The organism is Rhodopseudomonas palustris, assembly GCF_034479375.1.
GTDB lineage: Bacteria > Pseudomonadota > Alphaproteobacteria > Rhizobiales > Xanthobacteraceae > Rhodopseudomonas > Rhodopseudomonas palustris_M.
Genome location: NZ_CP140155.1, coordinates 4,318,920 through 4,343,264, shown reverse-complemented (window position 1 = coordinate 4,343,264; position 24,345 = coordinate 4,318,920). Strand labels below are relative to the sequence as shown.

Annotated in this window: 19 protein-coding genes; 6 read left to right on the top strand and 13 right to left on the bottom strand. The window is 67.1% G+C overall.

The annotated features are described in order from the left end of the window. Positions 1-53: 53 nt before the first annotated feature. The 3 genes from SR870_RS19605 to hutW form a co-directional block, all read right to left on the bottom strand. Positions 54-2,402, bottom strand: a complete 2,349-nt coding sequence (locus SR870_RS19605) for a TonB-dependent hemoglobin/transferrin/lactoferrin family receptor (protein ID WP_322515182.1) — start codon at positions 2,400-2,402, stop codon at positions 54-56. A 186-nt stretch (positions 2,403-2,588) separates the two neighbouring features. Continuing rightward, positions 2,589-3,260, bottom strand: a complete 672-nt coding sequence (locus SR870_RS19600; RefSeq protein ID WP_322515181.1) for an SDR family oxidoreductase — start codon at positions 3,258-3,260, stop codon at positions 2,589-2,591. Between the two features lie 61 nt (positions 3,261-3,321). Then, positions 3,322-4,752 carry a heme anaerobic degradation radical SAM methyltransferase ChuW/HutW gene (gene hutW, locus SR870_RS19595; RefSeq protein WP_322515180.1) on the bottom strand — a complete coding sequence of 477 codons (1,431 nt, stop codon included), beginning with the start codon at positions 4,750-4,752 and terminating at the stop codon, positions 3,322-3,324. Between the two features lie 344 nt (positions 4,753-5,096). Between hutW and hemP the strand changes: the two genes are divergently transcribed. From hemP to SR870_RS19570, 5 genes are all read left to right on the top strand, one after another. Further along, positions 5,097-5,288: a hemin uptake protein HemP gene (hemP, locus tag SR870_RS19590; RefSeq protein ID WP_322515179.1), complete on the top strand. Its 192-nt coding sequence runs from the start codon at positions 5,097-5,099 to the stop codon at positions 5,286-5,288. Continuing rightward, positions 5,285-6,256 carry a hemin ABC transporter substrate-binding protein gene (locus tag SR870_RS19585; RefSeq protein ID WP_322515178.1) on the top strand — a complete coding sequence of 324 codons (972 nt, stop codon included), beginning with the start codon at positions 5,285-5,287 and terminating at the stop codon, positions 6,254-6,256. The genes hemP and SR870_RS19585 overlap by 4 nt, the downstream gene beginning before the upstream one ends. Then, positions 6,253-7,338 (top strand): iron ABC transporter permease, encoded by a 1,086-nt coding sequence (locus tag SR870_RS19580; protein WP_322518320.1) that lies wholly within the window; start codon positions 6,253-6,255, stop codon positions 7,336-7,338. Before SR870_RS19585 ends, SR870_RS19580 begins: the two co-directional genes overlap by 4 nt. Then, complete coding sequence (locus SR870_RS19575; RefSeq protein ID WP_322515177.1) at positions 7,335-8,123, top strand: heme ABC transporter ATP-binding protein; 789 nt, start codon at positions 7,335-7,337, stop codon at positions 8,121-8,123. The genes SR870_RS19580 and SR870_RS19575 overlap by 4 nt, the downstream gene beginning before the upstream one ends. Positions 8,124-8,329: 206 nt before the next feature. Continuing rightward, complete coding sequence (locus SR870_RS19570; protein ID WP_322518319.1) at positions 8,330-9,445, top strand: hypothetical protein; 1,116 nt, start codon at positions 8,330-8,332, stop codon at positions 9,443-9,445. 448 nt (positions 9,446-9,893) lie between these two features. Here the strand turns inward: SR870_RS19570 and SR870_RS19565 are convergent, their stop codons facing one another. The 9 genes from SR870_RS19565 to SR870_RS19525 all read right to left on the bottom strand — a co-directional run bounded on the left by SR870_RS19565 (position 9,894) and on the right by SR870_RS19525 (position 21,185). Beyond that, positions 9,894-11,009, bottom strand: coding sequence for an ABC transporter permease (locus SR870_RS19565; RefSeq protein WP_322515176.1), 1,116 nt, complete (start codon positions 11,007-11,009; stop codon positions 9,894-9,896). Then, complete coding sequence (rbbA, locus tag SR870_RS19560; protein ID WP_322515175.1) at positions 11,009-13,789, bottom strand: ribosome-associated ATPase/putative transporter RbbA; 2,781 nt, start codon at positions 13,787-13,789, stop codon at positions 11,009-11,011. Before rbbA ends, SR870_RS19565 begins: the two co-directional genes overlap by 1 nt. After that, complete coding sequence (locus SR870_RS19555; RefSeq protein WP_322515174.1) at positions 13,786-14,856, bottom strand: HlyD family secretion protein; 1,071 nt, start codon at positions 14,854-14,856, stop codon at positions 13,786-13,788. The genes rbbA and SR870_RS19555 overlap by 4 nt, the downstream gene beginning before the upstream one ends. Positions 14,857-15,243: 387 nt before the next feature. Further along, positions 15,244-16,068 carry a phosphodiesterase gene (locus SR870_RS19550; protein ID WP_322515173.1) on the bottom strand — a complete coding sequence of 275 codons (825 nt, stop codon included), beginning with the start codon at positions 16,066-16,068 and terminating at the stop codon, positions 15,244-15,246. Continuing rightward, entirely contained in the window at positions 16,065-16,886 is an 822-nt protein-coding gene (locus SR870_RS19545) for a phosphodiesterase (RefSeq protein WP_322515172.1), read from the bottom strand. Before SR870_RS19545 ends, SR870_RS19550 begins: the two co-directional genes overlap by 4 nt. A gap of 60 nt (positions 16,887-16,946) precedes the next feature. Continuing rightward, a complete protein-coding gene (locus SR870_RS19540; RefSeq protein WP_322515171.1) occupies positions 16,947-18,227 on the bottom strand; it encodes an ABC transporter substrate-binding protein in 1,281 nt (426 codons plus the stop codon). Positions 18,228-18,257: 30 nt separating this feature from the next. Further along, positions 18,258-19,094: a carbohydrate ABC transporter permease gene (locus SR870_RS19535; protein ID WP_322515170.1), complete on the bottom strand. Its 837-nt coding sequence runs from the start codon at positions 19,092-19,094 to the stop codon at positions 18,258-18,260. Beyond that, the gene (locus tag SR870_RS19530; RefSeq protein ID WP_322515169.1) at positions 19,091-20,035 is read right to left on the bottom strand and encodes a sugar ABC transporter permease; all 945 of its coding nucleotides are present in this window, start codon (positions 20,033-20,035) and stop codon (positions 19,091-19,093) included. Before SR870_RS19530 ends, SR870_RS19535 begins: the two co-directional genes overlap by 4 nt. Continuing rightward, positions 20,028-21,185, bottom strand: coding sequence for an ABC transporter ATP-binding protein (locus SR870_RS19525; RefSeq protein ID WP_322515168.1), 1,158 nt, complete (start codon positions 21,183-21,185; stop codon positions 20,028-20,030). The genes SR870_RS19530 and SR870_RS19525 overlap by 8 nt, the downstream gene beginning before the upstream one ends. A gap of 164 nt (positions 21,186-21,349) precedes the next feature. On the opposite strand from SR870_RS19525, the gene SR870_RS19520 reads away from it, so the two are divergent. Then, on the top strand, positions 21,350-22,222 hold the full coding sequence (locus SR870_RS19520) for a LysR family transcriptional regulator (protein ID WP_322515167.1): 873 nt from the start codon (positions 21,350-21,352) through the stop codon (positions 22,220-22,222). 1 nt (position 22,223) lies between these two features. Here SR870_RS19520 and SR870_RS19515 read toward each other — a convergent pair whose 3' ends face one another. Beyond that, a complete protein-coding gene (locus SR870_RS19515; RefSeq protein ID WP_322515166.1) occupies positions 22,224-24,245 on the bottom strand; it encodes a DEAD/DEAH box helicase in 2,022 nt (673 codons plus the stop codon). Positions 24,246-24,345 lie beyond the last annotated feature (100 nt).

The window sequence follows — 24,345 nt, the reverse complement described above, 5'->3', positions numbered from 1 at the left end:
AATTAGCCGCCTGCCCGCTGCGTCCGGCCCGACGCGCGGGCTGCAGCGAATTCCTATGCACCTCCGAAGTGCACCTTGATCCCGCCCTTGTAGACGATGCCGGCCCCCGGACTGCTGAACAGAACGTCGTTCTGCGACGTTCCGTCGGTCGACGATCCGGGGATCGCATACGGACGATAGTAGTTGTTCAGGACATTATCGACCGAGAAGTGCAAGGTCACGTCCGGCGTCGGCCGGTAGGCGACGTTGAGATTGACCAGATCGTAGGAGGTCCCCGGCAGATAGCCGGCCGGAAGGTTGGTGTTGGCCGCGTAGGACGCCCATTGCGCCGCGATCGTGAGCTGCCGGTCGAGCAGCCGGACGCCGCCAGACGTGACGACCTTGCGCGACGGAACCGAGGCGAGGCCGAGGCCGGTGTCGGGATTGGTGCCGCGCAGCGTCGAGGCCGAGACGCCGACGAACCACAGCCCGGCGTCGTAGGAGGTCTCGAGTTCGACGCCCTCGATCCTGGCGTGCGGGATGTTCTGATACTGATAGAACTTGCTGTACTGACCGAAGGCCGGCCCCAGATTCGACGTCTGGGGCGTCGACCCCACCAGCTCGATGTAGTTGTCGACGTCGTTGCGGAAGGCGTTGATCTTGCCGCGGAAGCTGTCGCCCGACACGAACAGATCGTTGTATTTCAGGTTGATGCCGATTTCCTTGTTCTTGCCGACTTCGGGCCGCAGCCCGGCATTCGGGATCAGGCAGAACAGGCCGCTGGTGCCGTCGGCGCAGGTGAACAGCGCCGGGCCGCCGCCGGTGGCGTGCGCGCCCGAGATCAGCGTCTCGGTGATCGACGGCGCGCGATAGCCTTCGGCATAGCCGACATAGGGCGTGAAGCCCGCGACCGGCGTGACGCCGACCGTGATCTTCGGCGACAGCCGGCTGCCGCTCGCGGAACTGGTCTGCGAATTCAGCTCGTAATGGTCGTACCGCGCGGCGCCGATCACCTCGAGCCAGCTCGCATAATTGTTCTTGAGCTGGATGAAGCCGCCCGACACGGTGCGCTCGCCGCTCGGCGTCGTGATGTTGGAATTGCCGCGCGAATCCGTCGTGGTGACCTTGTCGTTGAAGGCGTCGACGCCGTAGGTGACGGCGGTGCGCCAGTCGCCGTAGTCGAATCGCGTGGTGTTGTTGGCGTCGATGCCGATCGTGTCCAGCCGGTAGCCGCGCGTGTCGCCGACGCAGCCGGAGATGTTGTTGCCGACATTGCCGGCGCCGCAATAGGCCGCGCCGCTGGTGGAATTGTGATAGGTCTTGGTCTGGTCGTTGTCGGTCCGGTTGCCGTACAGATTGATGTTCCAGTCGAACAGCATGTCGTCCGGCCGCGAATATCGCCAGCTCATCGTTCCGGTGTAGTTCTTCACGTTGGAATCGTACACCGAGGAGCCCTGATACAGCGCGCGCTGCGCCGCGGTCAGCACCGGCCCGCGATTGAACTGGCCTATATTGTAGTTGTAGTCCTGGAACAGACCGCCGAACTTGATCTCGTGACCTTCGGCCGGCCGCACCGTCAGCTTCAGCAGGCCGCCGGCGATGTCGTTGCCGGTGTTGCCGATCTCGGTGCCGGCGCCGTCCTTGTAGTTGCCCTGGGTGCGATACAGCGCGCCGCCGAACACGTCGACGGTCGGGTCGACCCGGACGCCGCCGAAGATCGAGCCGAGCCCGCGCGCATTGTTGCTGCCGTAGGAGCCGGTCATGTCGACGCCCCAGCGTTCGCCGGCGCGCAGCACGTCGTCGATGTCCTTGGTCCGGAACGACACCACGCCGCCGATCGCGCCCGAGCCGTAGACGTTGGCGCTCGGGCCGCGCACCACGTCGACGCCGCCGATCAGCTCGGGATCGAGAAAGAACGAGCCCTGCGCATTGTGGCCGGAGCGCTGATAGTTCTGCCGCGCGCCGTCGACCACCACGGCGACCCGGCCGAAATCCTGCAGGCCGCGGATGTTGATCGCGGTGGACGGGTCGTCGCCGCGATCCTGGAACGCCACGCCCGGCGTGGCGACGAAAATGTCCTGCAGCCGGTTGGGCTGAAGCCGCTCGATCTGCCCCTGCGTGATCGCGCTGGCCGGCGCCAGCGCGTCGATCGCGCGCTCCTCGGTCTTGGTCGCCGACACGGTGATCGTGTCGAGCGGCTGCATCGCCTGCCCGGCCTGCGCATAGGCCTCGCGCGGGTCGCGCGCCGGAGCTTGCACCTGATTTTGCGCCGACGGCTTCGCCGCGCGCTCGCGCTTGGTCTGCTTCTGCTTGTCCTGTTGCGGCGCGGTCGTCGCGGTTTGCGCCGCGGCCGGCGCAACCGCCAGCGCGACGACGGATCCAGATAGCAAAAGCGCACGGATGCGCGAGTTCAGCCCCACCATGACAGCCCCGTCGAGTTGATTGATTGCGGCTGGCGGGCGCGCCCGAAGGCGGCTGGCTGGCAGAGAAACCGTCGGCAGATGCCGACGGATTTGAATTTGGTACCGGAGCCAAACCGGGTGGTCAACGGCGCGTGATAAGTGATTAAAACGATTGTAAGGAATCGTCGACGCGGATCACGCTCACAACTACACGCGCGGCGGAACGACGAACTCGCGCAGATCGGCCGGCTCGGCCGGCAGCGTCGTCCGGTCGACCGTGGACAGCGTCAGGCGATGCGTCGCGGCGGCCGCGACGGTTTGCAGCACGAGGGCTGCGAGATCGGCGCGGGCGATCATGCCGTGCACGCGGGGATCGTCGTACAGCGCGCCGCTGCCGGTCGGCTCGCCCTCGGTCAATCCACCCGGACGAATGATCGTCCAGTCGAGATCTAGCCGGCGCAGATGATCCTCGGCGCGGGTCTTGGCCTCGAGCACCGGACCGATCGCGGCGATGATCCGTTCGGATGCGAACGCACGGCTGTCGCCGCAGGCCAGCGAGGAAATCTGCACCAGCCGCCGCACGCCGCCGCTCACGGCCGCATCGGCGATCGCGTTGTTGCCGAACTCGTCGACCAGCCGCCCGTCCTGCAGTGCGCCGCCGACGGTGGCGATGATCGCGTCCGGCGCGGCGCGCTGCACCACATCGGCGACACGATCGGGATCGGCGAGATCGACCACGGAGATTTCCGCCGCGCCCGGAAGGTCCTGCAACAGATCGGCGTTGCGGCCCGCCGCGTGCACGCTCCAGCCGATCGCGGCTGCCTGCGACACCAGATGACGGCCGGTCCGACCGGTCGCGCCGAATATCAGGATTTTCATACGAGTCCGATCACATCAGAGAAGCGGCCGATCCGCTTGCGCGATCGCAGCATAGCCGACCTCACGCCGGTTCGCAGCAGCCGCCCGCAGCCGCCTGCGTCGCCGACTGCAGCCCGGCGGACAGGCCGCTGGTGAGATTGCTGATCCAGAACGCGCCGGCGTGATTGGGCCTGAAGCCGTCGCCGCAGAGTTCGCCGAGACCGGCCGCCGCCCAGTTGGCGAGCAGCGGCGCCACCGCGGCGCGGAAGCCGGGCCGCAGCGTTTCGATCGCGGCGAGGTCGAGCCGCCCGGCCTCGAGGCCGGCCGCGATCATCGCATGCGCCGCATGATCGGCCGGCACCAGCGCCAGTCCCTCGACCGGCTCGCGATGCTGCGCGATCATGTCGCGGCGCTGCGCGATGTCGATGACGTTGCGCCAGCGATAGCCGTTCGCCTGGCCGCCGGCGCCCGCGCCGAACGGAAGGCAGGCGACGCCGCGCTTGATCGCCGCATTGTAGCGATTGAGTTCGCGCACCGAGCGCACCAGATGCGACTGCGACACCTGCAGCCATCCGAGCCCCGCGAGCCGCCCGACCGCCTCCGCATAAGCGCGCGCCTGCATGCCGGGCGGAGCCCCCGGCGCCAGCTTGCCCTTCTCGATCGCGCGCGCCATCGGCCCGCCCGGAAACATGTTGAGCGCATAGAGCGTGACGCCGTCGAGCCCGAGTTGGTCGACGGTCACGATATCGCTCGCCCAGGTCTCGTCGGTCTGTCCCGGCAATCCGTAGATCAGATCGCACACCACCGCGGTGCGGCCGAGCGCGACCAGGTCCGACAGAAACGCCTGCACGTCCGGGCCGGCGAGCTTGCGGCCGAGCCGGCGCCGCACCTGCGTCGAGAACGTCTGCACCCCGATCGACAGCCGGGTCACGCCGGCGTCCGCCACTTTCACGGCCTTCGCCAGATCGAAGCCGAAGGCGCGGCCTTCGAGCGTGATCTCGCAATCCCCGGTCAGCGGCAGATAGCGGCGCAGGCCCTCGACGAGGCGCGCGAGATCGTCGGCTGCGAGCGCCGACGGCGTGCCGCCGCCGATATACACCGCGTCGATCGGCGCCGACGCGATCAGCGCCGTGGTGGATCGCGCCGCGAGTTCGGCGAGCACGTCGTCCACATAGGCAGGGCCGGCCTCGGCGCGCCAGACATTCTGGTAGAAGCCGCAGAACAGGCAGTGCGTCTGGCAGAACGGCACGTGCACATAAGCGACCGCGGTCTCCGTCCGCGGCGTCGCGAAGATGCGTTCGAACACCGCGCCGACATCGTCGCTGTCGACCGGACGGCTGCCGCGCCAAGGCGGCGAGAACGAGCGCTTCGCGAACGCCTCGGTCAAGGGATCGCAGCCGATCCGCACGAAGTAATCGCTGACCTGCTGCGCCGCCGCGGGCGCCGGATGATGCCCGTGCCCGTGCCCGCCATGGGACGCTGCGCCGCCCGTCTTCACATTCGCCATCGTCATCGGCGTCGCCCCGCTGCGGAGGCGACGGCATCGATCGGCATCGGCCACGACGCGCGTCCGCGCACAAGCGCGCGCAGATGCGCGCGCAGGTAACTGGCCAGCACGACCATCCTGAATTCCAATCAGATCATCGGTGATGGGCTGGCGGGCACTGCTGATGCAGAGGGCTGGCTGGCCGAGATAGCACGCGACGCTCGCGTGACACGGAGCGCCGTCAAGTAAACCTGACGCCGGCGCCGTCGCGCGTCAAGCCGGGGCGCCCCGGTTTAAAGTGATTATAAGACACATTCCGGCGGCAGCGCCTATATTGGATCGACCCAGGCTCGACTACCAAGACGGCTGCGATGACCGAACACACTGATAACAAGAGCACCACCGACGCCGGCCCGGCGGCCGAGCGCGCCGTCAATATCGTCGGCAATCAGCTCGAGAGCCGCGATCTGTTTTCGCTGGGCCGCGAGATCGTCATCGCGCACGGCGGCGACCGATACCGGCTGCGCCTGACATCCCAGAACAAGCTGATCCTGACCAAATGATCGGCTCGCTCGTCTCGCCCCCCGCGCGCTACGCATTTCTCTCGGTGCTGGCCGCGACCGTTCTCGCCGCGAGCCCCGGCGTCGCCGGCGACATCGCGGTGCGCGACGCGCACGGCCGCGAGGTGACGATCGCCGACACCTCGCGCACGCTGTCGATCGGCGGCGCGATCACCGAAGTGCTCGTCGCGCTCGGGCTCGAACAGCGCATCGCCGGGATCGATTCGACCAGCACCTATCCGCCGGCGGCCGTGAAGGACAAGCCGAATGTCGGCTATCTGCGGCAGCTCTCCGCCGAAGGCGTGATCGGGCTGAACCCGACGCTGATTCTGGCGATGGACAGCGCCGGTCCGAAGCAGACCATGCAGGCGATCGAATCGGCCAAGATCCCGCTGGTGCTGATTCCGGAGAAGCTCACCGAGCAGGGACTGCTCGACAAGATCAGACTGATCGGCCGCGCCATGAATGCGGACGCCGCCGCGAGCTGCCTCGCGAACGCCGTGGCGGAGGATTTCGATCAGCTCCGGCAACTTCGTGCGAAGATCGCCAAGCCGCTGCGGGTGATGTTCGTGATGTCGCTGGTCAACGGCCAGGCGATGGCGGCGGGCCGCAACACCGCCGCCGACGAGATCATCGAACTGTCCGGCGGCGTCAACGCGATCGACGGCTATGACGGCTACAAGTCGATCAACGACGAGGCGATCGTCGCGGCGAAACCGGACGCGGTGCTGACGATCCGGCGCAGCCGCGACACCTTCGAGGCCGATGCGTTCTACGCCCATCCGGGCTTCGCGCTGACGCCGGCGGCGAAGAACCGCGTCTTCGTGGCGATGGACGGGCTGTATCTGCTCGGCTTTGGCCCGCGCACCCCGGCCGCCGCGCGCGACGTCGCCGCGACGCTGTATCCGCAGCTCGCGAGCCAGGCCGGCGATTTCAAGCCGAAGGCGGCGTCGACCGTTTGCCGCCCATGACGGTGATGGAGATCGGACGCCGGCGCGTCGCGAGGTCGTTCCGGCCGCGCTCCGGCGTCACCCTGGCGGTGCTGCTCGTGTTGCTGCTGATCTGCCTGGCGCTGGCGCTGACTGTCGGCGCCGCCGGCATTCCGCTGTCGCGCCTGCCCGCCGCGCTCGGGCTGTTGCCCGCCGCCGATGCCGGGCCGATGGCGGCGCGCGATCAAATGGTGTTGTGGTCGATCCGGCTGCCGCGCATCCTCACCGCCGCGATCGTCGGTAGCCTGCTGGCGGCGTCGGGCGCGCTGATGCAGGGACTGTTCCGCAATCCGCTCGCCGATCCGGCGCTGGTCGGCGTCTCCAGCGGCGGAGCGTTCGCGGCGGCCTCGTCGATCGTGCTGCTCGATCATGCGCTCGGTGACAATCTTCGCTTCCTGCAGGATCATCTGCTGCCGGTCGCCGCCTTCGCCGGCTCGCTGGTCACCACCATCGCGCTGTACCGGATCGCCAGCCGCGCCGGGCGCACCTCGATCGCGCTGTTCCTGCTCGCCGGCCTCGCCATCGCGGCCATCGCCAATGCGGGGATCGGCGTGCTGGTGTACCTCGCCGACGACCGGCAATTGCGCGACATCACCTTCTGGATGATGGGATCGCTCAGCGGCGCCAACTGGGCCAAGGCGTCGTCGACCGCACTGGTGCTGCTGATCGCGCTCCTGGTATTCGTCAAGGTCGCGCGCCATCTCGATCTGCTGGTACTCGGCGAGTCGGAGGCGTTTCACACCGGCGTCGACGTCGAACGGCTGAAGCGTCTGTCGATCGTGCTGGTGTCGCTGATGACCGGCGTCGCGGTTTCGGTCTGCGGCGTGATCGGCTTCGTCGGCATCGTCGTGCCGCATCTGCTGCGGCTGTTGATCGGCCCGTCGCACCGGCTGCTGCTGCCAGCCTCCGCCTGCCTCGGCGCGGTGATGCTGGTGGCCGCCGACACCGTCGCGCGCACCATCGTGGCGCCGGCCGAAATGCCGATCGGCATTCTCACCGCGGCGATCGGCGCGCCGTTCTTCCTCGTCATCCTGTTGCGCCAGCGCAAGCTGGTCGGCCTATGAGCACCGCGCTCGAGGCCCGCAGGGCCGGCTTCGCGACCGGCGGCGCGACGCTGGTCGACAACGTCGATCTCGCCGTCGCGCAAGGCGAGCTGATCGCCATCGTCGGGCCGAACGGCGCCGGCAAATCCACCCTGCTGCGAATGCTGTCGGGCGATCTACGGCCGACCTCAGGCTCGGTCCGGCTCGGTGACCGCGATTTGTCGTCCTATTCGCCGCGCGAGCTCGCCGACCGGCGCGCGGTGCTGGCCCAGCATATCAACGTCAGCTTCCCGTTCACGGTCGAGGAGATCGTCCGGATGGGCACCGGCGATGTCGGCCATCGCAAGGCCGGCGCGCTGATCGAGGCCGCGCTGCACGAGGTCGGCCTCGGCGAGTTTCGCGCGCGCGACATCACGACGCTGTCCGGCGGCGAACAGCAGCGCGCGCATTTCGCCCGCGTGCTGGTCCAGCTCTGGAGCAGCGAGGCGGTGCGCGGCCCGGGCATCCTGCTGCTCGACGAGCCGACCTCCAGCCTCGATATCCGCTATCAGCTCGACCTCGCCCACACGGCGCGGCGCTGCGCCCGCAACGGCGCCACCGTGATCGCGATCCTGCACGACCTCAACCTCGCCACCCGCTTCGCCGAACGCATCGTGGTGATGCACGACGGCGCCGTCGCCGCCGACGGCCCGCCGCGCGCGGTGATGCGCCCCGAACTGATCGGCGCGGTGTTCGACGTCGACCTCGCCATCCAGACCGACGCTTCAGGCAGCCCGTTCGTGCTGCCGGAGCTGGCGCGGGTGTAGGGGGCGGTCGCCCCTCCCCGGCCCGGTCGAATGCCCTCGCAGAACTCTGGGGAAAGTCTCGAACCCGGCAGCGGACCACGATGACGACCGCCGTTCTGCGCTATACTCGCAGCGTCGTCTCTGCGCGCGGTTTCGCGCCGCGATCGGTGGATCAGAACCATGGCCATAGCCAGATCCTGGGACCAAGCGCGCCGCCAAGGCGGGCGATGAGCGAATATCAGTACTACGAATTCCAGACGATCGACCGCCCGCTGAGCGCGGCCGACGTCAAGGCGCTGCGCGCGCTGTCGACGCGGGCGCGGATCACCAGCACGAGCTTCACCAATACCTATCAGTGGGGCGACTTCAAGGGCGATCCCGCCAGGCTGATGGAGCAATGGTTCGACCTCCACCTCTATCTGGCGAACTGGGGCACGCGCTGCCTGATGATCCGCCTGCCCCGCCGACTGATCGAGCAGGACCAGTTCGGCGCCTTTCTCGGCGCGCACGATTTTGGCCGATACTGGACGAAGGGAGACAACCTCATCCTCAGCATCGCGACCGACGCCGACGACGTGGACGAGGAATGGGACGATGGCAGCGGCTGGCTGGCCGCGCTCGCGCCACTGCGCGCCGCCCTGCTCGAGGGCGATCTGCGGGTGCTCTATCTGGTCTGGCTGATGGCCGTCGAGGCAGAGCTGGTGACGCCGGACGAGACAGAGCCGCTGCCCGGGCTCGGGCCGATGACGGCGGCGCTCGAAGCCTTCGTCGACTTCTTCGCGATCGACCGCGATCTCGTCGAAGCAGCGGCCGCGCGCGACGCGCAGCCGGGCCCGACGGACGCGGCGGCCGGCCCGATCATCGCCGCCATGACCGATCCGGAGAAGACCGGCTTTCTGACCAGACTATTCGAGGGCGACGCGCTCGCCGTCAACGCCCTCCGCAGGCTGGTCCGGACGCGCCTGCCCGCGACGGCACCCGTGGCGGCGCGGAGAGCCGGCGACCTGCGCGCTCGCGCCGAGGCGATCCGGCAGGCGCGCGAACGGGCGGAGGCGAAGAAGATATTGGCGGAGCAGAAGCAGCAGGAGCGGGCGGCCGCACAAGCGCGCCGCGCCAGGCTGGACGAAATCGAGCGGCGCGGCGATCGGGTATGGTCGGAGATCGAAACCGAGATCCAGAAGCGCAACGTCAACGGTTACGACAGGGCAATTGTTCTGCTCAGCGATCTGAAGGCGATAGCAAAAGCAAAGGGCACGACCGACGCCTTCGACCGGCACATCGCCGATCTTCGCCAACGCTACGCCCGAAGATACACCTTCATCGAACGGCTCGATACACTGTGAGAGCGACGCATCGAGGATGATCCCGGTGAAGGCGTGCACGCCGGCCAGCACGGCGCCACTGGCGTTCTGCAGCGCTCACAACGGGCACGACCTCATGGTGAGGAGGCGCGAAGCGCCGTCTCGAACCATGCGCCGCCAGCACTGCGTCGCCCCGTTCTTCGAGACGCCAGGCTTCGCCGGACTCCCCAGAGTGAGACTCAAGATGCGACCAATGAAATCAGGCACTTTCGGTTCAACTCGTCATGCCCGGCCTTGTGCCGGGCATCCACGTCTTGCAGCGGAATCCACACGAAAGACGTGGATGGCCGGGACAAGCCCGGCCAAGACGGATTGAATTGCGAAGTGAGCGGCTTGCAGAAGCGACTGATTTTGTAGCCTGTATTTTCGGTCGGCCCCTCGGGATGATGAGGCCGTGCATCGGGAACGGCCATCCAGTTCAATACCCGCCTCACGCCGCGAGGAAGCGCCGGAACTGGCGCAGTGCCAGAAAGAACAGCACGGCGCCGATCGCGAACAGCGCGGCGAGTTGCGGCCAGACCACGTCGAGGCCGGCGTCGCGAAACAGGATCGCCTGCGCCATCGCGACGAAATGCGTGTTCGGCGCGATCAGCATGATGTCCTGAATGATCTGCGGCATGCTTTCGCGCGGCGTCATCCCGCCCGACAGCGCCTGCAGCGGCAGCAGGATCAGCATCAGCAGCAGCCCGAATTGCGGCATGGTGCCGGCGGCGGTCGCCAGGAAAATGCCCATGCAGGTGGTGGCGAACAGATGCAGCGCCGTGCCGAACATGAACAGCGCCACCGAGCCGTGCACCGGCACCGCGAGTACGCCCTGCACGATGGCGACCAGCGCGAAGCTCGACGCCAGCAGCACCACGCCGCCCATCGACCAGATCTTGCTCACCATGATCTCGAACGGCGTCACCGGCATCACCAGCAGATGCTCGATGGTGCCGTGCTCGCGCTCGCGGATCAGCGCCGCGCCGGTGAGGATGATCGACAGCATGGTGACCGCGGTGATCAACTGGTTGATGGCGCCGAACCAGCCCTTGTTGAGCTCGGCGTTGAACCGGACCCGCAGCGCCTGTTCGACCGGGACGGTGGCGGCGGCGCGATGCTTGGCGAGAAATTCGTCGACTTCGCCGGTGACGATCGACTGCACATAGCCGCCGCCCGAGAACGCCTGGGTCATCCGCGTGGCGTCGATGTTGAGCTGAATGGTCGGCGACTTGCCCGCCAGCAGGTCGCGCTGGAACTCCGGCGGAATGTCGAGCGCGAAGGTGTCGAGCCCGGCGTCCATCCGCTTGTCCATCTCCGCTTGCGTGATCAGCTTCGGGATCGAGAAATAAGGCGGGTTGAACGCCGTGACGATCCGCTGCGAGACCGGCGACTGGTCCTCGTCGACGATCGAGATCGCCGCGTGATTGAGCGTTTCCGGCAGCGCCTTGGAGCCGGTGTAGATCGAGACGGTGAACGAATACACGATCAGCGCCAGCATCATCGGATCGCGCAGCAGGCCGCGCAGTTCCTTGACGCCGAGTTCGACGATGTTGGCGATCCGCATTACTTCGCCTGCTTCTGGAGGAGCGCGGCGCCGAGGCCGAACAGCAGCGGCACCGCGATCAGCAGCGGAACGAACGACCCCCACATCTGCTCGAAGCCGAGCCCCTTGGAGAACGCGCCGCGCGTGATGTCGACGAAATAGGTGGTCGGATAGATCCTGCCGATGATCGCGCCGGCGCCCTGCAGCGACGAGACCGGATCGATCAGTCCGGAGAACTGGATCGCCGGGATCAGCGTCAGCAGCGTCGTGCCGAAGATCGCCGCGATCTGGCTGTTCATGAAGGTCGACAGCACCAGGCCGAGCGCGGTGGCGAACATGACGTAGAGCAGCGCGCCGGTGCCGAAGGCGAGGAAGCTGCCGGTGAACGGCACCTGGAAGGCGAAGATCGCGAACGCGGTCAGCATCACGAAGTTCAGCATCGCCAGCGCCACGTAAGGCAGTTGCTTGCCGATCAGGAATTCCAGCCGCGTGGTCGGCGTCGCGTAGAAATTGATAATCGAGCCGAGCTCCTTCTCGCGCACCACGCTGAGCGCCGCCAGCATCGCCGGGATCATCAGCAGCAGCAGCGGAATCACCGCGGGCGCCATCGCCACCACGCTCCGGATGTCCGGATTGTAGCGATAGCGCATCGCAATCTGGAATTTGCCGGCGGTCGCGGCGTCGCCGTAGAGCTCGCTTGCCTTCCGCTTGAGCCAGCCGAGATGCATCGCCTGCGCGTAGCCGCGCGCGGTCTCCGCCCGCGACGGCATCGCGCCGTCGATCCAGGCGCCGACCTCGACGGGACGGCCGCGCGAGACGTCGCGGCCGAAGCCCGGCGGGATCTCGATCGCCATCGTCAGTTCGCCGCTGCGCATCCTGCGGTCGAGATCGGCGTAGTCGGTGATCGGGCGCTGCTCGGCGAAGTAGCGCGAGCCCGCGATGTCGAGGATGTAGTCGCGACTGATCGTGGTGTCGTCGCGATCGAGCACCGCGAAGCTCAGTTTCTCGACGTCGAGATTGATGCCGTAGCCGAGCACGAACATCAGCACCACGCTGCCGATCAGCGCCAGCGTGGCGCGGATCGGATCGCGCTGCAGCTCCAGCGCTTCGCGCCGCGTATAAGCGAGCATCCGCCGCAGATCGAACCAGGACGACGACGCCCGGCGCGGATGCGGGGCGTCCGCGCGCGGCGCGGTCGTAACTTGCGCGGCCGCGGCTTGCGGCGCCGACGGCGTCGCGGCGGCGCCGATCGCCTCCTCCAGATAGGCGATGAAGGCGTCTTCCAGGCTCGCCGCCGAACGGCTCGCGACGATCGCCGCCGGCGTATCGCTGATCAGCACGCGGCCGGCGTGCATCAGGGAAATGCGGTCGCAGCGCTCCGCCTCGTTCATGAAATGGGTCGAGACGAAGATGGTGACGTTGTCGTTGCGCGACAGGTCGGACAGCATCTGCCAGAAGCCGTCTCGCGCGATCGGATCGACGCCCGAGGTCGGCTCGTCGAGAATCAGGATATCGGGCGAGTGGATCATCGCCACCGCGAGCGACAGCCGCTGCCGGATGCCGAGCGGCAGGTCGTCCGGCAGCTTGTCGATCACCTCGGCGAGATCGAACCGCCGCTCCATCTCGGCGATCCGCGGCGCGATCGTCGCGGGCGCCATCTGGAACAGCCGCGCGTGGAGTTCGAGATTCTGCCGGACGGTGAGTTCGCTGTAGAGCGAGAACGCCTGCGACATGTAGCCGACACGGCGGCGCACCGCCATGTCGTTCGGGTCGACCTCGTTGCCGAACAGCCGCGCCTTGCCCTCGGTCGCTGCTAACAACCCGGTCAGCATCTTCATCGTCGTGGTCTTGCCGCAGCCGTTGGAGCCGAGGAAGCCGAAGATCTCGCCCTGCCCGATCCGGAACGAGACGTCGTCGACCGCGGTGAAGTCGCCGAACCGCATGGTGAGATGGTCGGCCTCGATCGCGACGCCGGTCCGGCCGGTCGCGCGCGGCGGAATCACCACCTCGGCATGACCGCGGCGCTCGGCTTCGGGCAGCAAAGCGATGAAGGCGGCGTCCAAGGATTTGCCACCAGTTTGCCGCAACAATTCCGCAGGCGTTCCGGTGGCCAGCACGCGCCCGGCATTCATTGCCACCAGCAGGTCGAAGCGCTCGGCCTCCTCCATATAGGCGGTCGCCACGACCACGCTCATACCGGGGCGCTGCGCCCTGATGTCGTTGATCAATTCCCAGAACTGCCGGCGCGACAGCGGATCGACGCCGGTGGTCGGCTCGTCCAGGATCAGCAGGTCCGGGTCGTGGATCAGCGCGCAGCACAGCCCGAGCTTCTGCTTCATGCCGCCGGACAATTTCCCCGCCGGGCGCTCGGCAAATGGCGAAAGCCCAGTGCTTTCAAGCAGATCGGCGATCCGCGCGGCGCGCTCGCGGCGACTGTGGCCGAACAGCCGGCCGAAGAAGTCGACATTCTCGAACACCGACAGCGTCGGATACAGATTCTTGCCGAGCCCCTGCGGCATATAGGCGATCCGCGGGCAGACGGCGCGCCGGTGCGCGGCGTCGGCGATGTCGCCGCCGAACACCTCGACGCGCCCCTGCTGCACCGCGCGCGCGCCCGAAACCAGCGACAGCAGGCTCGATTTGCCGACGCCATCGGGACCTATCAGTCCGATCATGCAGCCCGACGGCAGATCGAGCGTGACGTCGTCGAGCGCCAGCGTCTTGCCGTAGCGCAACGACACCGCGCCGAGCCGCACCACCGGCGCGCGCGGGTCGGAAGCGCCCGCCGCTGCATCGCTCATTGCGCCAGCGCTCCGCTGAGATTAGCCGGCCATTTCGCACTCGGATCGAGCTGAATATAGGCCACGCCCGGCAGTCCGGTCTTCACGCGCTGGATGTACTTGCGCAGTAGCTCCTGCGGGATATGCGCCTTGATCCGGAACATCAGCTTCTGCCGCTCTTCTTCGGTCTCCACCGTCTTCGGCGTGAACTGCGCGGTGTCGGCGACGAAGGTCGCTTTTGCGGGAATCACCACCTGCGGCAGCGCGTCGAGCACCAGACGCACATCGGCGCCGATCGCAATCTGGCCGGCCTGCGCAGTCGGCAGGAAGAAGGTCATGTAGACGTCGCTGAGATCGACCAGATTGAGCACGCGCCCGCCGGCGGCGATCACTTCGCCGGGCTGGGCGACGCGATACTGCACCCGGCCGTCGCGCGGCGATTTCAGCGTGCTGTCGTTGATCTCGACGGTGATGCTGTCGATCGCGGCCTTCGCGGCGTCGACCGCGGCGCCGGCGTCGATCACTTGCGCTTTCGCCGAGCTGATCGCCGCCTCGCTGGCCGCGAGTTGCGCCTTGGCGGCGGCGACCGCCGCCTTCGCGCCCTGCTCATTGGCGCGGTCGTCGTCCAGCACCTGCTGCGACACCGCGCTGGTCTTGATCAGCGTTTCGGCGCGCGCCAGCTTGCGCTCCAGCGCATCGAGCTGTGCGTCGCGCTGCGCGATCACGGCGACGGCCGCCTCACGCTCGGCTTCGCGCTGCATGACCAGGCTGGTGGCGGTTTCGACCCCGATACTGGCGCGCCGCAACTGCGCTTCCGCCTGCCGACGCTGCGCTTCGAGTTGATCCGTATCCATCCGCGCCAGCACTTGGCCCGCGGTGACGAAATCGCCCTCGCGCACGAGGATGTCGCGGATGCGGCCGGCCGATTTTGTGGATACGTCGATCTCGGTCGCTTCGATCCGGCCGTTGCCGCTGGCGATGCCGGGCGGCAGCCCCTTGGCGCCGAACGTCCGCCACGCGAAGTAACCGCCACCCACCGCCGCCACGACGGCGAGTATCACCACCCAACGCTTCCAGCCGCCCGTCATCGACAACCTCTCCGGTTTGCGCCGCTGCACGAAGCACCACTTCAATAGTGTCGTCACGACTCGACTAACAAACCCTTGGCAGGGACCGGCATTCAGTACCTTGACAGCGATCAACAACGGTTGACTAAACGTTGAGACATCTGTGTCCCTCGTGCATCAATCGTCCGCTCGAAGGTGGTAGCCATCCACGACGAATGCCCCCGCCAGCGCGATCGGGCTGCGACCCGTTGCGCGAGGTTGCCGTCCTGCGGTTCACACGACGATGCAATGAAGAAGCTGGCGCGCGACATCAGCACCGCCATCGATGGTTGATCACGGCGGCTATCCCGCTTCACGACGCAGGGCAACGCCGATGGTCGATTCGTCGTCACTGCCGAAGCGGGGCGCTCAGAACTCCACGCGCTCCAGCGCGGCCTTGTCGTGCAAGGAGAACAGCGGTCCGTCGTACAGGAACGAGCGCTGGTGGATCACGATGCGGTCGCCCTCGACGCTGACATGCGCGTAGTCGGGCGCCTCATGCGAGCCGGGGATGTGGCCTTCGGTCACCAGATCGAAAGCGACCTGATGCGCCAGCGCGCGCTGGATGTGGAACGGAATGCCGCACCAGACGCCGGCGATCGGCCGGTGCAGATGGCCCATGAACAGGTAGTCGGGCCGCCGCGTCCGGGCGATCACCTCCCACTCCGCCTCGGGATTGGCGAGCCGGATCGTATCCATGTAGCGCAGCCCGGTGTCGAACGGCGGGTGATGCTGGAACAGCAGCAGCGGCCGGTCGAGCGGCGCCGAGGTCAATGCATGTTCGAGAAACGCCAGCCGGGCGTCGCACAACAGTCCCTCGTGATTGGGCGCGGCTTCGTTCAGCGTGTCGAGCGTCACGATGGTGGCGGCGTCGAAGATCTGCATGGTCTGGACGAAGCCGTCGGGGTCGCGCGCAGCGCCGGGGAAATAGCGGGCAAAGCCGTCGCGCTTGTCGTGATTGCCCATCAGCAGGATCGTCGGCGCACGCAGTTCGCCGAGGACTTCGGCCAACGCCTCATAGGCGGCGTCCTCGCCCCAATGCGCGAGATCGCCGGTGACGATGACGAAGGCGATCTCCGAGTGGTCGCGATTGATGCAGCCGATTGCGGCCCGCAGCCGCTCGGCGGGATCGAGCCCGTAGATGCGCCGGCCGCGAGCGACGAAATGGGTGTCGGTGAGGACGACGAACTTCATCGCACCATGGTCTCCCGATCCCAGGCCGTGTAGTCGGGCGAACCTTCGACCCGGATCGGGCCGGTGTAGCCGAACTCGACCATGTGCACGGTGACGTAGTCGTCGCCGATGAAGGCGACGCCGTAGGATTCCGGCAGGTCCGATGCGCTCAGCATCGCCGTCTCGGAGAACAGCGGAAAGGACGCGTGATTGGTGCCGCGCAGCGACGACGTCGGCACGCCCGCGACCGAGCCTGACAGCGGCAGGTGGCAATGGCCGAAAAAGACGTGACGGATGCGGTCGCGGTGCCGGCCGACGACCTGCCGGAACGCGCCGTCATCGCGCAGGCCGATCTGGTCCATCGGGCCGAGATGGGTCGGCATCGGGTGATGATGCATGAACAGCAGGAACGGGCCGGGGTGCCCGGTCAATTGCCGTTGCAGCCAGACTTGCCGCGCCTCGCAATAGCGGCCCGCATGGGTGCCCGGTTCGACCGTGTCGAGAAACAGGCAGCGTCCCGCCGAGACGTCGTGGAAGCCCTGCACGAAGCCGCCGTCGTCATATTCGGGAAACACGCTCAGGAACACGTCGCGACGATCGTGATTGCCGATGCACAGCCGCGTCGGAATCGGAAACGCGTCGAGCGTGGTCTTGAGCCAGAGATAATCGTCGCGATCGCCCCAATCCGACAGATCGCCGGTGATCACCATCAGCTCGGCGTCGTGGTGATCGCGCAGCACGTGCGCCAGTGCGCGCTCGAAATTCCGCCGCGGATCGCGGCCGCCGATCGTCGCCCCCGGATTCGTCAGATGGATATCGCTGAGCTGGATCAGTTTCATGGCGTCCTCCCAAAAAAGAAGGCGGAGCGGGCAAGCCCGCTCCGCGCAGGTCGTTGCGTATCAGCGCGCCGCGCCGACCGATTTCGGCAGCAGCTTCTGCACGTCCTTGGTCATGTCGACGAGCACCGCGTCCGGCTCCTTGGCCCGGGTTCCGGTCACGATCGAGTTGAGATGGTCCTTGATCACGTCGGTGATCTTGAGGCCGTTGTCGCCGGGGAACGCGTACCACTTGGTCAGCAGCGCGAGCTGGCTCACCGCGGTGTAGTTGTTCGGGTTCTTCTCGTAGAAGTCCTTGAGATAGACGTCGTTGGCGACCTTGTTGGGCGGCATGTAGCCGGTGGTCTCGGCCATGATCGCCGCGCCCTTCGGGCCGGTCCAGAATTTCACCACTTCCCAGGCTGCGTCACGCTTGGCCTTGTCCTTGGCGGTGATGAGCACCACGTTGCCGCCGGCCGGCAGCCGGCCGTTCGGCTTGACGACGTCCGGGAAGATGTGGGTCTTCAGCGTGAACTTGCCGCCGATCATCTGGGTGGTCTTGTTGAGATCGGAGGTCGAGGTGATGTGGATGCCGGTCTTGCCCGCCGCGAAGGCGGCGCGCATCGACGGCTGGTCGAGATTCGGCATGCCGCCCTCGGTGACGAGGCGGGCGATCTGCTTCATGGCGAACTGGCCTTCGGGGCCATCGAACGCCACCTTGGTTTCGTCCGCGTTCAGCATGGTGCCGCCGCGGGCGAACACCGGCGCCTGCCACAGCCAGTTGCCGGTGATGTCCCAGGCGTAGGTGATGCCGTTATAGTCCGGGCCGAGCGCCTTGACCTTCTTGGCGAGGTCGATCAGGCCGTCCCAGCTGGTCGGCAGATTGTTCGGGTCGCCGCCGACCCGCTTCACCAGATCGACATTGACGTAGACGATCGGCAGCGAGATCGCGAACGGCAGCGCGTAGACCTTCCCGCTGGCGGTGCCGATGTCGTACATCGCCTGGTGGAAGCCTTGCTTGTCGAAGTCCTTTTCGGCGGCGATGTAGCCGTCGAGTTCGGCCGGAATGTTCTTGTCGACCAGCACGCGGACGCGGTTCAGGCCCTGGAAGGTGACGTCGGGGACCTGATTGGTGACGGCCTCACGCAGCACCTTCTGGGTGCCTTCCTCGTAGGATTCGTAAGGCGCCCGGAAGCTCACCTTGATCTCCGGATGCACCTTGGCGAATTCGGCCGCGATCTGTTTGTGGGTCTCGGTGAACAGCTCGGGATAGGGATATTGCAGCACGACTTCGGTCTGCGTCTGCGCGTGGGCGCAGCCGGCGGCGAGCGTGAGAGCCGCCGCAGCCATCCAGGTTCGCAACATAAGAGATCTCCTTGTGTGAGAGGGACGTCGTTACTTCAGACCGGTCATCGTGATGCCTTCGATGAACCGGCGTTGGGCGAGCAGGAACGCGATCACCAGCGGCGTGATGATCACCAGCGCCGCGGCCATCAGCGGGCCGTAATTGGTGCCGGCCTCGGCGTTGCGGAAATGCGCGACCGCGAGCGGCGGCGTCCGCAACTGCTCGCTGTTGAGCACGATCAGCGGCCAGAAATAATCGTTCCAATGGGCGACGACCGAGAAGATGCCGAAGGCGGTGACCGCCGGGATCGCGGTCGGCAGCATCACCCGCCAGACGATGCCGAATTCGGAGATGCCGTCCATCCGCGCGGCGTCGATCAGATCGTCCGGCACGGTCTTGAAGAACTGCCGCATCAGGAAGATGCCGAACACCGAGATGGTGAAGGGCAGCACCAGGGCCGCGTAGCTGTCGAGCGCGCCGATCTGGTGCAGCAGCAGGAACACCGGGATCGCGGTCGCCTGCGGCGGAATCAGAATGCCGAACAGCACCAGTGCGAACAACGTCTTGCGGCCGACGAAGCGCAGCTTCGCCAGCGCATAGGCGGCCGGCAGCGCGACCAGCACCTGCAGCACGAAGATCGACACCGTGACGATCAGGCCGTTGAGCAGGAACCGCCCGAGGTTGGACTTGGCGAAGGCTTCCTGCAGGTTCTCCCACAGCGCGAAGTGATGCGGGATCAGATGCACGTCGCTGGTGTAGATCTCGGCCGGCGGCTTCGACGCCGTCGAGATCATCCAGATGAACGGCGTCAGCACCACCAGCGCGCCGCACAACAGCACGACGTGGCGTAGTACCGCCCAGGGGCGCAGCTTCAGCGCGTCGATCATGCGTGCACCTGTCGGGCGGCGAGGCGGGCCTTGACCAGGGTCAGCGCCAGCACGAACACCAGGAACACCACGGTCAGCGCCGCGGCATATCCGGAGCGGAAGAACTCGAATCCTTCCATGTACATGGTGTGGATCAGCACTTCGGTGGATTTCGACGGCCCGCCTTTGGTGAGGACGTGCACGGTGTCGAACACCTGGAAGGAACGGATGCCGGTGATCACCACGACGAACACCGTGACCGGCCCGAGCAGCGGCCAGGTCACCAGCCGGAACCGCGACCACGCGCTGCCGGCGCCGTCGATCTCGGCGGCGTCGTAGAGCGATTTCGGGATCGAGACCAGGCCGGCGAGGAACAGCACCATGTTGAAGCCGAGCGCCTGCCAGATACCGATCACGCAGAGCGACAGCAGCGCCGTGTTGCTGTCCTGCAACCAGCCATGCGCGGGCAGCCCGACGCTGCGCAGCAGCCCGTTCACCAGCCCGAATTGCGGATGCAGCATGAACTCCCAGACGATCGCCATCGCGATCAACGTCGCCATCACCGGCAGGAAATACACCATGCGATAGAAGCCGCGCAGCCCGGCGCCGCTCTGGATCAGCAAGGCGACGCCGAGGCCGAGCGCGACCGCGCCCGGCACCACGATCACCACATAGGTCAGTGTATTGGTCAGCGAGATCCAGAACACCCGATCGGCGAACATCTCCTGATAATTGGCGAGCCCGATCCAGCCGAGCGACGGCGCGCCGAGCTGGTAGTCGGTGAACGACAGCGCGATCACGCCGAGGAGCGGCCCGAGCAGCATCAGGAGCATCAGCACAAAGGCGGGCCCGACCAGCCCGTAGGCGGCGACATGGCCCAGCCGCGGTGAGCGTCGGGAGGTGACGACGGGAGCCGGCCGCGCCAGCGGAACCGTGCCGAGGGTGGAGGCGGCGTCAGACACTGGCCGCCTCCCGCGCGCGATGCGTCGCTGCCGGCAGATGCGTTTCGATCCGTTTGCCGGCGGCATCGAACAGCCGGATGGCGTCGGGCGCGACGCCGAACCGCGTACTGCTGCCGAGCGGCGGCAATGCGCGGACGTCGCCGATCCGCGCCAGCACCGGCGTCGGCATGCCGTCGACGCCGAGATGCACGAACGCCTCGGCGCCCATGTTCTCGAGATGCACCACGGCGCCGGCGAACGCGCCGGTGGCGCCGAGCTCGATCCGTTCGGGGCGGATGCCGATGCGGCAGGGCCTCGCCGATCCGGAGGCTGCGACGCCGAGCAGATGTCCGAGCATCTCGACGGCGCCGTCGGTGCGGATGTGACCGGGAAACACGTTGATCTTCGGACTGCCGACGAACTCGGCGACGCGGATGTCGCGCGGGTTGTCGTAGACCTCGGCGGGGCGGCCGACCTGCACCAGTTCGCCGCCGATCATCACGGCGATGCGGCCGGACATCGTCATCGCCTCGGCCTGATCGTGGGTGACGTACACGAAGGTGGTGCCGAGCCGACGATGGAGCTGGGCGATCTCGGCGCGCATGTGCACGCGCAGCTTGGCGTCGAGATTGGACAGCGGCTCGTCGAACAGGAACGCCACCGGCTGCCGCACGATGGCGCGGCCGACCGCGACGCGCTGGCGCTGGCCGCCGGAGAGCTGGCCGGGCTTGCGCTTGAGATAGGCCGAGAGTTCGAGCTGGGCGGCGACGCGCTCGACCTCGCCGCGGATCTCGCGCTCGACGCGGTGGCGGTTCGGCAGCAGCCGGCCGAGCGCCGGCAGCCGCTCCAGCGTCGACAGCCGCTTCATCCGCAGCGGCACGGCGATATTGTCGTAGACGCTGAGATGCGGATACAGCGCGTAGGACTGGAACACCATCGCCAGATTGCGCTGGCTCGGCCGCACGCCGTCGACCGGCTGACCGCCGATCTTCACGGCACCGGAGGACTGTTCTTCGAGCCCGGCGATGATCCGCAACAGGGTCGACTTGCCGCAGCCGGACGGACCGACCAGCGAGACGAATTCGCCGTCCTCGATCGCCAGATCGACGCCCTTCAGCACGTCGGTGGCGTCGAAGGATTTGCGGATCGCACTGAGTTCGATTCTCGCCATACCGCCTGCTCCTCGATTGCGATCGATAAGCACGTGGGTAAGGGCGGCCCCTGACAGTCACATAACAGTCAACAGCTTTGCTTATGGTCCTCGCGAGATTTCCTTACGAAGCGTGCGGCATTGTCGCGAAGGATGGCCGGCGCGGCCGGGAGCACATTGCCGGCATGGCCCTGACATCGGCGCGGATGCGCGCAGTCAACGCAGTGTTCGAAACCGGCAGCTTTGCTGCGGCCGCGCGGCACATCGGCGTGTCGCAATCGGCGGTGGCCCAATCGGTGCGCGAGCTGGAGGCCGAATTCGATGTGGCGCTGTTCGAGCGCCATGGATCGAGCCTGATCCCCACTTCGCTGTGCCGCCAGCTTTACGGCGCGACCAGCAAGATGCAGGCGGTGGAAGCCGACGCGCTCTCGATCCTGCAGCAGCGCGGCGAGCTGGCCGGCGGCGAGCTCCGCGTCGGCCTCGGCAATTCGATGCCCGGCATGGCGCTGATCGCCGCATTCAAGCGGCTTTATCCGAAAGTGCAGGTGGCGATCGAGATCGGGAGCTGGTCGGCGATCGTCGCGGCCGTGGTCGAGCAGCGCGTCGATATCGGCGTGCTGCCCGAGGTGCCGGCGGACAAACGCTTTCGCCGCGAAATATGTCTCTCGCAGCGCGTCGTAGCGTTGTGTCACCCCGACCATCCGCTGCAGGGCCGCGAACAGGTCGGGATCGCCGAACTGACGCATTATCCGCTGGTGTTCCGGCCGCGCGATTCGTCGACGCAGCGCACGGTCGACCGCGCCTTCCGCGAGATCAGCCTGCGCCCGACGCCGTCACTGATCGTCAACACCCGCGAGGGAATGCTCGAAGCCGTCGCCAATCAGCTCGGCATCGGCTTCATATGGGAGCATGGCTCGAGCCGCAGCGACGGCATCGCGCGGATTCCGGTGCCCGAACTCGACGCCGAGGTGCCGGAATGCATCTTCGCCCTCGCCGGCAAGAAGGGCCGGCTGGTCGAATTGTTTTTCCTCGCCCGCGGCACGCAGGGCGTCGCTTAGATCAGTCGCGAAACTTCTTCTTCGGCTTTTTCTTGAAACCGGGGCTCGGCGCCGACGGATCGGCGCGGCGTGCCTTGCTGACATAAGCCGGCTTGTCGTCGCGCGGCTTCTTTGTCTTCAGGCCATCCTGTTTGAAGCCGTCCTTCTTGAAGCCGTCTTTCTTGAAGCCGGCGTCCTTGTATCCCGCGTCCTTGCCGGCGCGCGGCGGGCGCGGGTCGGCCAGCGGCTCGATCTGCGGCGACCACGAATCCGGCCGCTTGCTGCGGCGCGTCTCGCGCTCCGACATCTGGCCGCCATGCGGCTTCGCCGAGGGTCTTTCGGCCCCCGCCTCGATCGGCTTGGCGCCGATCAAAGGCTCGATCCGGATGTTGTCGTCCTTGTCCGGGCGCTTGATCTGCGCGGCGAAATCCGCCGCGGCCGAGGCCGCGATTTCGAATTCGGTGGTGGTGTCGAGAATCCGGATGGCGCCGATGACCTGACGATCGATGCCGCCGCGGCGGCAGATCATCGGCAGCAGCCAGCGCGCCTCGGCGTTCTTGCGCTTGCCGATCGCGGCGCGAAACCACACCCCGTCGGTCATCGCGTGTTTCTGTCCAGCCTTCCCCGGCCGCGCCCGCGACCCGGAATCGCGCGGACCATAGTCGCGCTCCTCACGTGGCGCCCGCGCCCCCTTGGGCGTAGCACGATCTTCGCGGCCGCGGACCGGGCGTTCGCCGGGATCGAGAATATCTTCCGGCGACGGCAGCCGGGCGCGATACAGCCGCGCCAGCGCGATCGCGATCTCTTCGCCGGAGCGCTCGGCCATCAGCGCCTGTGCCAGCGCCTGATCGTCCGGCGTCGCCTCCTCGGTGAACAGCGAATCCTGCATCATGCGCTGCTGATCCAGCGCGCGGATCTCGTCGGCCTGCGGCGCGGTGCCCCAGATCGCTTCGATGCCGGCGAGGCTGAGCAGTGATTCGGCGCGTCGTCGCCGCGCCGGCGGCACTAACAGAACGCTGACGCCCTTCTTGCCGGCACGCCCGGTGCGGCCCGAGCGATGCTGCATCACTTCCGGATCGTTCGGCAGATCGGCGTGGATGACCAGGCCGAGATTCGGCAGATCGATGCCGCGCGCGGCGACGTCGGTGGCGACGCAGACCCGGGCCCGGCCGTCGCGCAAGGCATTGAGCGCCTGCGTGCGTTCGTTCTGGGTCAATTCGCCGGACAACGCGACGACCGAGAAGCCGCGCTCCAGCAGCGAGGTCTGCAGATGGTTCACCGCGTTGCGGGTGTTGCAGAATACGATCGCGGAGGGCGACTCCACGAAACGCAGGGTGTTGACTACGGCGTGTTCGACGTCGTTCGGCGCGATCCGGATGGCGCGATATTCGATATCGGCGTGGCCGCCCTCGCGGCCGGCGACTTCGATCCGGAACGCGTCGTGCTGATAGGTCTTGGCCAGCGCGATGATGCCGCGCGGCAGCGTCGCCGAGAACAGCAGCGTGCGGCGGCTGTCCGGCGTGGTCTTGAGGATGAATTCCATGTCCTCGCGGAAGCCGAGATCGAGCATCTCGTCGGCCTCGTCGAGCACCACGGCTTTCAATTGCGAGACGTCGAGCCGGTTGCGGCGCAGATGGTCGCACAGCCGCCCCGGCGTGCCGACCACGATGTGGGCGCCCTCGGCCAGTTCGCGCTGCTCGCGGCGCGGGTCCATGCCGCCGACGCAGGACACGACGCGCGCGCCTGCGCCGCCGTACAGCCAGCCGAGTTCGCGATGCACCTGAAGCGCGAGTTCGCGGGTCGGCGCCACGATCAGCGCCAGCGGTGCGGAGGCCGATTCAAAGCGCTCGGCTTCGCCGAGCAGTTCGCGCGCGATCGCCAGCCCATAGGCGACGGTCTTACCGGAGCCAGTCTGCGCCGAGACCAGCAGATCGCGGCCGGCCGCGTTTGGCGCCAGCACCGCGGTCTGCACCGGCGTCGCCTCGAGATAATTGCGTTCCGCCAGCGCTCGGGCGAGCGGCGGGAGAGTGGTCGAAAATGGCACGGATAGAGCACCTTAATGGGCGATGACGCCGAATGGGAAGTCCCGGGACCGAACCGGTCGACGCGGCGCGCTTTGACGATGCGCAGTCGCAGGAGGCCGA